11 protein-coding genes are annotated in these 13,256 nt (G+C 65.5%); 3 read left to right on the top strand and 8 right to left on the bottom strand.

Annotated features, from left to right (window positions below; all coding sequences use genetic code 11):
* Positions 1-31 precede the first annotated feature (31 nt).
* Positions 32-1,666 (top strand): multicopper oxidase family protein, encoded by a 1,635-nt coding sequence (locus tag MJO58_RS23880; protein WP_239721210.1) that lies wholly within the window; start codon positions 32-34, stop codon positions 1,664-1,666.
* On the opposite strand, the gene MJO58_RS23885 is transcribed toward MJO58_RS23880, so the two are convergent.
* Genes MJO58_RS23885 through MJO58_RS23920 form a run of 8 tightly spaced genes read right to left on the bottom strand, consistent with a single transcriptional unit; the run spans position 1,663 to position 10,822 of the window.
* The gene (locus MJO58_RS23885; RefSeq protein ID WP_239721211.1) at positions 1,663-2,481 is read right to left on the bottom strand and encodes an alpha/beta fold hydrolase; all 819 of its coding nucleotides are present in this window, start codon (positions 2,479-2,481) and stop codon (positions 1,663-1,665) included. The genes MJO58_RS23880 and MJO58_RS23885 overlap by 4 nt on opposite strands.
* Positions 2,481-3,479 (bottom strand): cyclase family protein, encoded by a 999-nt coding sequence (locus MJO58_RS23890; protein WP_239721212.1) that lies wholly within the window; start codon positions 3,477-3,479, stop codon positions 2,481-2,483. Before MJO58_RS23890 ends, MJO58_RS23885 begins: the two co-directional genes overlap by 1 nt.
* Positions 3,457-4,305: a coniferyl-alcohol dehydrogenase gene (locus MJO58_RS23895; protein WP_090606670.1), complete on the bottom strand. Its 849-nt coding sequence runs from the start codon at positions 4,303-4,305 to the stop codon at positions 3,457-3,459. Before MJO58_RS23895 ends, MJO58_RS23890 begins: the two co-directional genes overlap by 23 nt.
* 20 nt (positions 4,306-4,325) lie before the next feature.
* A complete protein-coding gene (locus MJO58_RS23900) occupies positions 4,326-5,630 on the bottom strand; it encodes an LLM class flavin-dependent oxidoreductase (RefSeq protein ID WP_090606673.1) in 1,305 nt (434 codons plus the stop codon).
* An 18-nt stretch (positions 5,631-5,648) separates the two neighbouring features.
* Positions 5,649-7,358, bottom strand: coding sequence for an FAD-binding protein (locus MJO58_RS23905; protein WP_239723431.1), 1,710 nt, complete (start codon positions 7,356-7,358; stop codon positions 5,649-5,651).
* Between the two features lie 11 nt (positions 7,359-7,369).
* Entirely contained in the window at positions 7,370-8,287 is a 918-nt protein-coding gene (locus tag MJO58_RS23910; RefSeq protein WP_239721213.1) for a 3-carboxyethylcatechol 2,3-dioxygenase, read from the bottom strand.
* Positions 8,235-9,959 carry a bifunctional 3-(3-hydroxy-phenyl)propionate/3-hydroxycinnamic acid hydroxylase gene (locus MJO58_RS23915; RefSeq protein ID WP_239721214.1) on the bottom strand — a complete coding sequence of 575 codons (1,725 nt, stop codon included), beginning with the start codon at positions 9,957-9,959 and terminating at the stop codon, positions 8,235-8,237. The genes MJO58_RS23910 and MJO58_RS23915 overlap by 53 nt, the downstream gene beginning before the upstream one ends.
* Positions 9,959-10,822: an alpha/beta fold hydrolase gene (locus tag MJO58_RS23920; RefSeq protein WP_090606683.1), complete on the bottom strand. Its 864-nt coding sequence runs from the start codon at positions 10,820-10,822 to the stop codon at positions 9,959-9,961. The genes MJO58_RS23915 and MJO58_RS23920 overlap by 1 nt, the downstream gene beginning before the upstream one ends.
* A gap of 127 nt (positions 10,823-10,949) precedes the next feature.
* Between MJO58_RS23920 and MJO58_RS23925 the strand changes: the two genes are divergently transcribed.
* Together MJO58_RS23925 and MJO58_RS23930 are read left to right on the top strand one after the other, a co-directional pair.
* Entirely contained in the window at positions 10,950-11,627 is a 678-nt protein-coding gene (locus tag MJO58_RS23925; protein WP_090606688.1) for an IclR family transcriptional regulator, read from the top strand.
* Positions 11,628-11,641: 14 nt separating this feature from the next.
* Positions 11,642-13,255, top strand: a complete 1,614-nt coding sequence (locus tag MJO58_RS23930) for an FAD-dependent oxidoreductase (RefSeq protein ID WP_239721215.1) — start codon at positions 11,642-11,644, stop codon at positions 13,253-13,255.
* The last annotated feature ends 1 nt before the right edge of the window (position 13,256 follow it).

Genomic DNA, 13,256 nt, shown 5'->3' on the forward strand with positions numbered 1-13,256 from the left:
GCCCGTACCGACCGACGACAAGGAGCGATCAATGCCGCTGCAGCCCACCAGTGGGGTTACCTTCGACGGGGCGCGGCTGACCCGGCGCGGCTTCATGGCGGCCGGCATCGCGAGTGGATTGACGCTGGCGGCCTGCGGTCATTCCACGTCCCAGGGCCTCAGCAGTGCCGACAAGATGGCGGCCGCGATCGCTGCCGCCGAGGCGGCGCGGCCGCACAGCGGGCGCACGGTGAACGTCGGCCTGACACCGCAGCTGACCCAGGTCGATTTGGGCGGACCGGTCGTGCGGACGCTAGCCTTCGGCGACACGATCCCTGGCCCGCTGATCCGGGCCAGGGTCGGCGACGAACTCGTGGTCAAGGTCTCGAACAAACTCGACCACGTGACATCGGTGCATTGGCACGGTATCGCGTTGCGCAACAACATGGATGGAGCGGAGCCGGCCACCCCGAACATCGAAGCCGGCCAGGAATTCACCTACCAGTTCTCCGTACCGAACTCGGGCACCTACTGGGCACATCCGCACACCGGCCTGGACGAAGACACCGGGTTGTACCTGCCGGTCATCATCGATGACCCCTCCGAGAGCAACTACGACGTCGAATGGGTTGTCGTCCTTGACGACTGGACCGATGGCGTGGGAAAGAGCCCGCAACAGCTCTACGAGGAACTCACGAACCCGAACAAACCCAGCATGTCCAACATACCGGCCGCACCCTCGACTACCCCGACCACCTCGACCACCTCGACCAGCCCGACCACCTCGACCAGCGAAACCACTTCGACGAGCCCGACCACGTCAACCAGCCCGACCACGTCGGCGGCGGCAATGCCGAATGCCCGGGTCGGAAACAGCGACCTGCTTGGCGGCGACGCCGGAGACATCGCCTATCCCTACTATTTGATCAACGGGCGAATTCCCGCGGCTCCCACCACCTTCAATGCCAAGCCGGGCCAACGGATCCGGATCCGCTTCATCAACACCGGCTCCGACACCACCTTCCGTGTCGCGCTGGCCGGCCACCCCATGACGGTCACCCACACCGACGGTTACGCCGTCGTGCCCAGACAGGTCGACGCCCTGCTGATCGGGATGGCCGAACGATACGACGTCATCGTGACCGCCGCCGACGGAGTGTTCCCACTGGTCGCAATGGCCGAGGGCAAGGGCGCGCTGGCGCGGGCGCTGCTGTCCACCGGCAAGGGCAGCCCGCCCGATCCGCAGTTCCAACCGGCCGAACTCAACCGGCGCGTAGGAACCATCGAGATGTTCACCGCCGCAACGCCGGTCATGCTGGGCCGGCCCGAACCGGGACAAAACCTTCCCGTCGTTCTGGGCGGCAACATGGTCCAGTACGACTGGACGATCAACGGCGAACCCTACAGCAAGACCAATCCGCTGCACGTTCAGCAGGGCCAGCGCCCCACCATCACGTTCGACAACACCACCATGATGTATCATCCAATTCACTTGCACGGGCACACATTCCAGTTGATCAACCCCGACGGGTCGCTGGGCGCCCGCAAGGACACCGTGATGGTGCTGCCCAAGCAGAAGATCCTGGCCGTTCTGGTGGCCGACAATCCCGGCGTGTGGCAGCTGCACTGCCACAACACCTATCACCAGGTCGCCGGGATGATGACCCGGCTGGAATACGTCTTCTAAGAGGCCAGGAACTCCAGCAGCAATTCGTTGACCGTTGCCGGCTGCTCGATCTGCGGGCAGTGGCCGGCGCCGTCGACCACCGTCGAGCGCGCCCCGTCGATCTGCTCGGCGATCTCGGCGGCCCAACCTCGCGGCAACAGCTTGTCCTCGCCCCCTTCGACCACCAGCGTCGGCACGCCGATGCGCTCGTAGGCTCGCCTGGTCGACGGGGTCGGGGGCCGCGACGAACCCGGGCGGCGGAATCGGGCCGCGGCCACCGCTTCCCACGCCCCCGGCGCGGTGCTCGATTCGTAGCGGCGGCTCACGTATTCCTCGTCGGCCGGATAGCCGGGATCGTGAAACAGGGCTTCGACGATTTGGCGCATCGCCTCTCGACTCGCGTCGTAATCCTGTAGCGCCTCAAAGTGCTTGTTCTGCTGGATTTCTCCGCCACCGCAGATGATCGTCAGGCTACGGACCGGCAGCCGCGGCGCCTCGGACGTGGTGTCGTTGAGCAGGTTGATCGCGCCCATCGAGTTGCCGACGAAATGCGCCGAGTCGATGCCGAGGAGCTCGCAGAAGCGGGCCACATGCCGTATCCGCATCCCCCGGCCGTCCACGAAGTCGATCACCTTCGCCGAGTTTCCATACCCCAGCATGTCCGGGGCCAGCACCCGGTAGTGCGCGGCGAGCGCGGAAACGTTGCGTTCCCAGCCGAGTTCGGCGCTGGCGCCGAACTCGCCGCCGTGCAGCAACACCACCGGATCGCCTTCGCCGGCCTCCAGGTAACCGGTGGCAAGGCCGTCGACCAGCATGGTCTTACGCGCGAAGTCCATCACTTGATCGCAATCGGGTTGACGGGAGAGCCGACCGCACCGACCACCCGCAGCGGCGGGGCGACGAGCTGGAACTCGTAGACGCCGTCGGCGGCGCAGTCTTCGGCCAGCGCGGTGAGATCCCAGTATTCGCCGAAGATCATGCCCATGTCGCGCAGGCAGAGCAGATGCAGGGGGAAGGTGACACCGTCGACTCCAGACACCAGGTCTTCGACCTGAAGGTTATCGGCGGCCACCGCCGCGATCTCGTGATCATGCAGCCACTGGGCACATCGCCAGTCCAGGCCGGAATAGCCTTCGGTCTTGTTCCCGGTCATCAAAAACCTTGTCCACCAGCCGGTCCGGATCAGCACGATGTCGCCCCGCCCGATGGTCACGCCCTGGGCGCGGACCACGTCGTCGAGTTCTTCCGGCGAGATCGGGTTTCCGGCCTCGAGGAACACCTCGGCACCGCGATGGCGGACCAAGTCCAGCAGCACACCGCGCGACGTGATGCCCTTGACGTCAACCTTGTCGATGCCGCAGTGGTAGGCGCCCAGGCTGGTCACCGAATCCGCCGCGAAGCCGTTGTACAGGTGATCGTCGTAGTAGACGTGGGACAGCGCATCCCACTGGCTTGCGGCCTGCAACGGCATGATGATGATGTCATCGTTGAAGCGGAACGGATTGTCGGCCGTCATGTAGCAGCTGAGCTGCTGAGCCACCGGGTTACGCGGCCAGCTCGGCCCATACTTGGCCAGCGTATTCACATCACCGCCGTCGACGGTCATGATGTGCACCGGGTTGTGCCGAAACTCGAAGGCGCCCTGCGGACCGGAGGCGCCGAAGTCGACGCCGAGCGCAAACACCTTGCCATGCTTGACTAGACCGGCGGCCTGCGCGACCTTGTCCGCGGTGATGAAGTTCAGCGTGCCGAGTTCGTCGGCGTCCCCCCAACGTCCCCAATTGGAGACGTCCCGGGCGACCCGCCGGAAGTCAGTCAAGTCGGCTCGGCTCATCTAGAGGGGCTCCTTCCTCGAGTTCACGAGCGATCGCCGCACCCACGTTTCCACCGTCGACCCAGATGATCTGTCCCGTGATGTAGCTGGCTGCACCACTATTCAAGAAGAGCAGCACCGCTGCCTGCTCGGCGGGGTCGGAAACGCGCCCCAGCGGCTTGGGAATGTCGTCGAGGAAACCCTGCCCGTATGCCGTCCGCAGCTGATCGAGTATCGGAGTCTCGGTGACCCCGGGGCCGGAGCAGTTGATGCGGATGCCTTTGGCGCCCAACGGCGTAGCACTGCGCATTGTGTAGAAGATGATGGCTTCCTTGGACAGTTGGTAACCGTTGCCCACCTCGTCGGGATTCGCGGCGCACCAGTCGATGCCCTCTTGCATCGTCGCGGTATTCAGCAATGGCGCCACCGCCGCCGCGTGTTCCCGATAGGCGGCGGCCGCGAGCGAGGACACGCTGACGATCGACGATCCCGCGGCCATTCTCGGGACCAAGGCCTCGGTGACCTGGCGGGTGCCCAGGAAGTTGATCGTGGCAACCAGTAACGGGTTGCCGATCCCGGAGGAGACACCGGCGACGTTGAACAGCGTGTCGATTCGCCCGCCGATGGACGCTACCGCGCCATCGATCGATTCCGGGTCGGCGAGGTCGACCTCATGAAACTCGTTGAGCTCGACCGACGGTCGCCGCTTGTCCAGGCCGATGATCTCGGCCCCGAGTTCGGTGAGCTGGCGCACCACATGTTCGCCGATGCCCGACGCGCATCCGGTCACCACCGCACGACGGCCTTGATAGCCGAGGTAACGCCACAACCCGTCGATCTCGCCCACGGCTCGATTATCTTCCGGCGCTACTTGTTTTTCTGTTCTTCCTTCGCGCGCTGAGCCGCCTGCACCCGGCCCTCGTTGATCTCAGCCATGGCCTCGGGAATCTCGCTGGCGGTGAACTTGTCGCGCCCGGTGGGCAGGCCGCCGAACGCGTAGGTTTCATCGAACAACGGGGCGGTCGACTTGGGCCGCCGCGCCTCGACCTTCTCGATAACCGGTGCCAACCGCTTGGCCTTGGCCGCCACCGCCTTCTGGTCCCGTTCGATGAACTCGGGCAGTACTTCTTTGCCCATCAGCTCAATGGATTCCATGGTGCCTTCGTGGCTGCGCGGGTTGAGCAGCAGGATGATCTCGTCGACGCCGCTCTCCTCGTAGCCGCGCAGGAATTCGCGCACGGTGTCCGGAGCTCCGATCGCGCCGCGGCCGGGTCCGTAGGCCAGCGTCGGGTCCTTTTCGACCTCTTCGAGGTAGCGTTCCCACACTCCGGTGCGGCCCGGGCTGTGCATTCCGGTGAGGTAGTAGTGCATGATCCCGAACGAGAAGAATCCACCGCCCTGCCCGAGTCGTTGCAGCGCCTCTTCTTCGGTCTTGGCGACCATCATCGACAAGTCGCCGCCGATGGCCAGGATGTTCGGGTTGATCTGCGGCGTGATGGGCACGCCGTTCTCCTCGAATTCCTTGTAGTAGCCGTTGACCCGGTCGGTCAGCGGCCCGGGTCCCGTGTAGGCGAAACTCAGTGCCCCAATGCACTTTTGGGCAGCCATCTGCACACTTGCCGGCCGGGTGCAGGCGACCCAGACCGGCGGGTGCGGCTTTTGCAGCGGTTTGGGGATGACGTTGCGAGGCGGCATCTGGATTTGCTCGCCCTTGAAGCCCGTGAACGGCTCTTCGATCATGCATCGGATCGCGACCTCGAGGGACTCCTCCCACTGCGCGCGCTTGTCGGCGGGGTCGACGTCGAATCCGCCGAGTTCACCGACCGAGGAGCCTTCCCCCGTGCCGAACTCGACCCGCCCGTTGGAGAGCAGGTCGATGGTGGCGACGCGTTCGGCCACCCGGGCGGGGTGATTGACTGCGGGCAACAGGTGCATGATGCCGAACCCGAGCCGGATGTTCTTGGTTCGCTGGCTGGCCGCGGCCAGGAAGATCTCCGGCGCGGTGGAGTGGCAGTACTCCTCGAGGAAGTGGTGCTCGGTCAGCCAGACGGTGGAGAACCCCGCCTTGTCGGCGGCCTCCACCTCGTCCAGGCAGTCCTGCAACAGGACATGTTCGTCATCGGGCGCCCACGGCCGGGGTAGCGCGAACTCATAGAACAGTGAAATTTTCATTGTTACCTCCTCAAGAGACTAGGCCTGGCTGGCAAGGTGTTTCGCGGCGACAAAGCCGAAGGTCATGGCGGGACCGATGGTCGCCCCGGCGCCCGCATAGCTGCGGCCCATTACCGGCGCCGAGGTGTTACCCACCGCATACAGGCCGGGCACGATGGCCCCGTCGGGCCGCAGCACTCGGGCGTATTCGTCCGTCCGCAGACCGCCCGAAGTCCCGAGGTCGCCGAGCACGATTCGGAACGCATAGTAGGGCGGATCACCCAACGGATACAGATTGGGGTTAGGCAGGGTCGGATCGCCGTAGTAGTTGTCGTAGACGCTGTCTCCTCGGTTGAAATCGTCGTCGTGGCCGTTGCGCGCAAGGTCGTTGAAACGAGCTGCGGTGGAGCGTAATTCGGTTGCCGGGACACCGATTTTGGTCGCCATTTCTTCCCAGGTGGTCGCCGCCTTGACCACGCCGGATTCCAGCCAGGCCTTCGGAATCTTGCGACCGGTGGGTACCGGAGCGCCGGGAATCTTCGGTAGCGGCAGGTGACCAGCGACGACGTAGCGATTCCACGACCGGTGATCGGTGATCAGCCAGCACGGGATGTGGGTGACACCGGACTCCTGCCCGTCGATCATCGCGTGACCGAAGTCCATGTACGGGGCCGCCTCGTTGATGAAGCGCTTGCCTTCGCCGTTGACAATGAACTGCGACGGCATCATCCGCTCGTTGAGCATGAATTGCATTCGGCCGTCCGGCCATTGGATGGCCGGGAACCACCATGCCTCGTCGAGCAGGTCGGTTGCCGCGCCCACCTTTTCGCCCGCGCGGATGCCGTCGCCCATCGCGACGGGGTTACCGAAGCTCCAGTCCTGGGACCCGATGCTCTCCAAAACGGGCAGCTGCTCCTTGCGCCAGGCAAGGTCGTGATCGAAACCCCCGGACGCCAGGATGACGCCGCGGCGCGCGCCGATCCGCTGCTTGACGCCGTCACGCTCGATCACCGCGCCGGTCACCGACCCGTCGACATTGGTGAGCAACTCGGTCATCGGCGCGTCCAGCCACAGCGGAATACCGCTGTCCCGCATCGCCAACCGCAACCGCGCGACCAGCGACTGGCCGATCGCGGCCATCCGCTCGTTGAAGGCTCTCGCCTTGAACATCCGCCAGAGCAGCTTCACCAGCACGCCCTTGCCGGCCCATGTCTGCCTGATCCGGTAGAAGGTCCGAAGGTCTTTGGGGCCCAGCCAGATTCCCCGGGGAGCAAGTGCCAACGGCTTGAGCATCAGTTGCTCGTCGGCACCCAGCTTCCGCAGGTCGATGGCCGGCACGTTGATGGTGCTGCCGAGCGCTGAGGCGCCCGGCAGTTCCGGGTAGTAGTCGGCATAGTCGGGCTTCCAGACGAATTCGAACCACCCGGAAAGCCGTTCGAGGAACTCGAGCATTTTCGGCGCCGACTCGACGTACTGCCGGATGCGCGCCTCGCTGACCAATCCCTCGGTGATCCTGAGCAGGTATTCGACCACCCCGTCGGGATCCGGACAGTAGCCCTCCCGGCATTGCGCGGGCGCACCGGGAACCCAGATGCCGCCACCCGACAATGCGGTAGAACCGCCGAAATACGGTGCCTTTTCGATCACCAACGCCTCGAGGCCGGACGCGCGCGCGGCCAGCGCGGCGGTCATGCCGCCACCGCCGGAGCCGACGATCAACACATCGACGACGTGATCGAAGCCGTTCACATCCGCACTCGTCATGCCGGCGTCGCCGTTCTGATCGCGAACCCGGCGATCAGTTCTTCGGCCGGTTTGTAGTAGCGCAACATCGTCTGATACGGGCCCGCGGTCTCCAGCGCGGCGAAAGCCGCTATCCAGGTGCGGACTTCGTGTGCGGAGGTGCCGCCTTCGTAGAGCACGTAGGCGTTCGACCAGAGGTTGAACTCTTCGAGCCGGCCCGCGTCGATGATCTCCAGGAAGCGGTGGTCCCACGCCGGATTCAGCGGTTGCAGGTCAGTCTCGCCACCGGCGAAGGCCTTGGCCGCCTCGATGACGGCGACCTGCCTGGCTTGCCGCTGCTCGGCCGTCATCGGCCGGCCGTCCACGATGCGCTCCAGCACCGCTTCCGGTGCCGTCGCCAGCGTCGGTACCGGCGGACTATGAGAAAGCCCACCGGACCCGATCACCAAGACCCGCTTGTCCAACGTGGCGAGATAGTTGCCGACGGCCGCGCCCAGCGTGCGGCATCGATGCAACGGTCCCAGCGGCACCGCGACCGCATTGACGAAGATCGGTATCACCGGACGCGACAGGGCGTCGCCGAAGAGTTTCTCCAGCGGCTGGACGGTCCCGTGATCCACGTCCATGCGGGCCGATACGGCCACGTCGATGCCCGCCTCGAGCACCGCCTCCGCGCACTGCGAAGCCAGGTCGGTCGGGACGTCGAGCGGACCGGCGTGCGTGCCGTAGTCACCGACTCCGTTGGCGTTCAAGCCGATACAGAACGGCGGCATCGCCTTGTAGAAGAAACCGTTGTAGTGATCCGGCGAAAAGATGACGACGAGTTCGGGATCGTAATCGCGGACGAATCCGGAAGCCTGCGCGATGGCGCCTTCGACGTCGTCAAGCAGGTCCCGCGACGGCCCCGGAAGATTCAGGAGCGGGCTGTGGGACATACAGCACAGAGCCATTGCCACTGTCGACATCACCCCCTCCCGGGATGAGGGTGAGGGCATCGAGCAGCGACGCGCTGAGATCGGGAGCAAGCTGGGCGATGCACGCACCCGCGATGCAACGATCTGGACGCAGGAACAGCACCGATTCGGAGTGCACGTCGAACCAGGACTTGAGCCCGCCGGTCCGGTCGCCCACGACGACGACATCCGGGTCGTCGTGCCCGGGCCAGTGCAGCTGCGTCTGCGGTCGCAACGCAACAAAACGGGCGCCCAACACTTTCCACTTCGCGAAGGCCTCGTCGCCGAGAATCTTGCGCGGGTTGTTGTTCCAGCACAGCACGGCGAACCAGGGACCCAGCACGTCGTCCAGCAAGACATCCTGCTGAGTCCGGGTATCGACCCGCGGCTGAATGAATAGCGTGCCGACCGGCGATTGCCCGCCGTGCGGGGCTTTGGGATTCACCGAGTGCACGACGGCCCCGTGCTCGTAACGTGGCATCGGCTTGAACCGCATCTCGAGTACATATCGCTTGAGCGTGGGCACAATTGACGCCGAACGCACCAGCAGGTTGCGCGCGGTGGCGACGCGGCGGTTGGTCGGCGAGATGACCCGGCCCACCATCGTGGAAAGGTCGATCATGGCCCGCGCGTGCTTGCGGCGCTCCACGTCATAGGTGTCGAGCAATTTGTCGTCGGCGCGGCCGTTGACCACCGCGGCCAGCTTCCAGCCCAGGTTGGCCGCATCCCGGATGCCGCTGTTGTAGCCCTGCCCCTGCCACACCGGCATCAGGTGCGCGGCGTCGCCGGCCAGCAGCAGCCGGCCGCTGCGGAACGCCCCGGCGATGCGCGAGTGGTGGGTGTACACGCGGCGACGGATCACGTCGACCCGGTCGGGTCGCGGCACCATCCGCGCCAGCATCTGCTCCAGGAACGCTGGATCCTCGGCCTGCTCGTCGGTCTCGTCGGCGTGAATCATGAACTCGAAGCGACGAATTCCGTGCCCGATCGAAATCGAGGCATACGGACGTTCGGGATCTGCGCCCACCTCGCTGTTCGGGTGACCCAACGGATCGTTGGCGATGTCGACCACCAGCCAGCGAGTCGACGACGTCGTCCCATCGAACGACACGCCCATCATCCGGCGGGTCATACTGCGCCCGCCGTCGCAGCCCACGACGAAGCGTGCCCGCACGGTGGAGCCTCCGTCCTCGCCGCCGAGCTCAACCGTGACGCCGTCGCCGGTTTCCTGGCAGGCCGTCATCGGCCGGCTCCAGCGCACCTCGACGCAGTCGAATCTGTCCAGCCCGACCAGCAATTCGGCGTCGACGAGCGGCTGGACGAACCCGTTGCGCTTCGGCCAACCGAAACGCGCGTCGGGCGGCGCCATTTCGGCCAGCACCCGGCGATTGCCGTCGAAAAAACGCAGAATCTGGTTGGGCACTGTGTGCGGCAGCACCCGATCGACCAGGCCGATCGACTGAAAGGTGCGCAACGACTCGTCGTCCAGGCCGACGCCGCGCGGGTAGTCGATCAGCGTGTCACGCTCGTCGACCAACAGGGTTCGGACACCTTGCAGGCCAAGGATATTGGCCAAGGTCAAGCCGACAGGGCCCGCGCCGACGACGACTACGTCGACATCGTGGCCAGGTGCTTGGTGCCCGTCGGTTGCCATCAGCGTCCCAGCAGGAAATCGAGATGCAACTGGTTGAAGGTCTTGGCGTCCTCATACTGTGGCCAGTGACCACAGCCGGGCATCACCTCGAACCGCGCGCCCGGGATCATCGACGCCATGCGGCGCCCCTCGGTCACGTCGGCGGTGGGGTCGTCACTGGTCCACAGCACCAGCGTCGGCGCGATGATCGATCCGTATTCGGCCGGGCCGAGAATGTTGCGCGCGCGAATCTCAGGGTCCTGCAACGCCATGATGTCGCTCATCGCGGAGACGAATCCCGGTTGGCGATATACCCGTTGGCGGCTGGCGACCAGGTCGTCGTAATCCTTGGACTTGTCGGCCATCAGCCATTTGATGCGCGCTTGCACCGTCTCCCAGCTCGGATTCTCGGCGGCCGCCATCGACAGCGTGATGATCCGTTGCATCACAACCGGATCGGCCTGGGAACCGCCGGCGGTGTTAAGGACCAGTCGCTCAACCACATCCGGATGATCGACCGCAGTACGGGCGGCCACCCAGCCGCCGAGCGATTCGCCGCTGATGTAGGCGCGCTCCGCGCCGATGGTGCGCAGCACGGCCATCAGGTGCTCGACGTAATGGCTGACCTCGAGCGGGTGACCCGGCTTGTCTGTGTACCCGTGACCCAGCATGTCGATCGACCAGGTCCAGAAATGCTCGGCGTGGGCGGCAAGGTTGCGCACGTAAGCCTCGGCGTGGCCGCCGGATCCGTGCAGCAGCATCAGTACCGGCTGGCCGGGATCACCGGCACGCAGGTAGCGGGTCCGGACACCCCCGGCGTTGAGATAGCCCTGCTCAAACGCGACACCCTGGAGATCGCTCCAGATGCTTTCGAACTCGGCCACGGTTCCTCTCCGGCTACTACTGGTGGAAATCTCGTTCTCGTTTTAGACTTATATCGTGTGCGAATATCGCACACTGGCGTGCGTTATATATTAGAGCTTCGCTCTCGCATGGAGGTATGTCAAGGCTGTGACGGGTTCGGGTGCCGGCTCGCAAACGCTGGCGAGGGGAATCACCGCGCTGCAGATGGTGGCGGAGTCCCCGACCGGACTGACCGTCCAGCAGCTCGCTGACCAGGTCGGGGTGCACCGGACCATCGCCTATCGCCTGCTGACGACACTGTCCCAATTTCGCTTGGTGGCCAAGGGCGAAGACGGGCGATACCGGCCGGCCGCCGGCCTCGCGGTGCTCGGTGCTGCGTTCGACCGCAATGTGCGCCAGCTGAGTCTGCCGACGCTGCGGGCCCTGGCCGACGAGCTGGGCACCACCGTGTCCTTGCTCGTCGCCGAGGGCGATCAACAGGTGGCGGTCGCGGTGATCGTGCCGAGCCACGTCGCCTACCAACTGTCTTTCCACGAGGGCAGTCGGTATCCGCTGGACCGCGGCGCCGCCGGAATCGCCTTGCTGGCAAGCCTGCCGCCGCGCCCGGGTGAACGGGAATTGGTGTCGCGGGCACGCGAGCTCGGCTGGGTGACGACCTATGGCGAGATCGAACCGAATACGTATGGTCTGGCCGTGGCGGTCCACCGTCCGGCGCCGTCCCCACCGACGTGCATCAACCTCATCTCCCATCGGGAGGACGTCGTGATGCGCGGCAAGGAAGCGGTCATCAAAGCCGCGAAGCAGTTGTCCGAGCTGCTGAGCTGAAGGGATTGCAGTTGATGTCTTGGGATTCCGAAGTCGATGTCGTCGTGCTCGGCACCGGCGGGGCCGGGCTCACCGCCGCACTGTCGGCGGTTGCCGCCGGTGCCTCCGTCGAGGTGTTCGAGAAGGCCCCGACCGTCGGCGGGACCACCGCGGTGTCTGGTGGCATCATCTGGATCCCCGCCCATAACCGTTCTCCCGATGGCGAATTGACGGAAGCCGACGCGTTGCGGTACCTGCGTGCGCAGTCCCTCGGGCAGATGGACGATGCCCTGGTCGAAACGTTCGTGCGGACCGGCCCGACGATGCTGGAATTCGTGGAGGGGCACAGCGCCCTGCGCTTCGACATCGCCGCCGGGTTCCCCGATTACCGGCCGGAGTTGCCCGGCGGCCAGCCGACCGGCGGCCGGTCTCTGAGTGCGGGACCGTTCGACCTGAACCAGATCGGCGAGTGGGGCCAACGGATTACCTCGTTTCCCGCCGACTGGTCCAACGTCGGTATCGACGCCGAAACCCGCGCGCGCCTGCATGTGCAGATCGAGGAAGGCAGCGATCTGTGCGTCGCCGGCACCGCGCTGATCGCGGGGTTACTCAAGGGATTACTCGATGCCGGGGTGACGCCGCACACCAACGCTCGCGCCGAGGAACTCATCGCCGAGGGCGGAGAAATCACCGGCGTGCGAATTGCCTTGGCCACGAAGCGGATCAACGTGCGCGCCCGCCGCGGCGTCGTCCTCGGTGTCGGCGGCTTCGAGTGGGACCCCGGCTTGGTGCAGGCATTCCTGCGCGGCCCGATGCATGGTCCGGTCTCGCCGCCGAACAACACCGGCGACGGGCTGCGGATGGCGATGGCGCATGGCGCGGATCTGGCCAACATGGGCGAGGCATGGTGGGTCCCGATCGTGCAGATCCCCGGCGACACCATTGAAGGCAAGCAGCGCAGCCGCAGCGTGCGACTGGAGCGGACCCGGCCGAGAAGCATCATCGTCAACCAGGCCGGGCACCGATTCGTCAACGAGGCGTGCGATTACAATTCGATGGCCGGCGCGTTCCAGTACCTAGATCCCCGTGGCGGGTATATCAATGATCGCGGCTGGATCGTGTTCGACTCAGTTCACCTGCAGCGCTACGGATTTCTGGGTGTCGCTCCCGGCGAGCCGGTTCCGGACTGGTTCTGCGAGTCCGCGGACCTAAGCGAACTGGGCGCCAAGACCGGTATCGACGCCGAGGGTCTGATCCGCACGATCGACGAGTGGAACCGCCACGTCGCCGAGGGGGCCGATCCTGACTTCGGCCGCGGTGCCAGTGCGTACGACGGCTATTGGGGTGACGACAGTGCCACCACGGCTGCCGGGAAAACGCTCGGCCCGATCGACACCGCGCCCTATTACGCCGTGCCGGTGTCGATCGGCGCGATGGGCACCAAGGGCGGACCGCGCACCGATCACGACGGCCGCGTGCTGCATGTCAATGGGGAACCGATCCCGGGCCTGTTCGCCGCGGGCAACGCGATGGCCGGAGCGACCGGCCGTGCCTACGGCGGCGCCGGCGGAACCATCGGCCCGGCAATGGTTTTCGGCTACCGCGCGGGTTACGCCGCTGCCACCGGAAAGTCCGTCGACCTGAAGTAGG

This window comes from Mycobacterium lentiflavum, from assembly GCF_022374895.2.
In the GTDB taxonomy this organism is placed as follows: Bacteria; Actinomycetota; Actinomycetes; order Mycobacteriales; family Mycobacteriaceae; genus Mycobacterium; species Mycobacterium lentiflavum.

Coding starts and splice junctions, on each gene's coding strand:
- MJO58_RS23880 (WP_239721210.1), top strand. CDS start 32: ATGCCGCTGCAGCCCACCAGTGGGGTTACCTTCGACGGGGCGCGGCTG.
- MJO58_RS23885 (WP_239721211.1), bottom strand. CDS start 2,481: ATGGACTTCGCGCGTAAGACCATGCTGGTCGACGGCCTTGCCACCGGT.
- MJO58_RS23890 (WP_239721212.1), bottom strand. CDS start 3,479: ATGAGCCGAGCCGACTTGACTGACTTCCGGCGGGTCGCCCGGGACGTC.
- MJO58_RS23900 (WP_090606673.1), bottom strand. CDS start 5,630: ATGAAAATTTCACTGTTCTATGAGTTCGCGCTACCCCGGCCGTGGGCG.
- MJO58_RS23910 (WP_239721213.1), bottom strand. CDS start 8,287: ATGTCCCACAGCCCGCTCCTGAATCTTCCGGGGCCGTCGCGGGACCTG.
- MJO58_RS23915 (WP_239721214.1), bottom strand. CDS start 9,959: ATGGCAACCGACGGGCACCAAGCACCTGGCCACGATGTCGACGTAGTC.
- MJO58_RS23930 (WP_239721215.1), top strand. CDS start 11,642: ATGTCTTGGGATTCCGAAGTCGATGTCGTCGTGCTCGGCACCGGCGGG.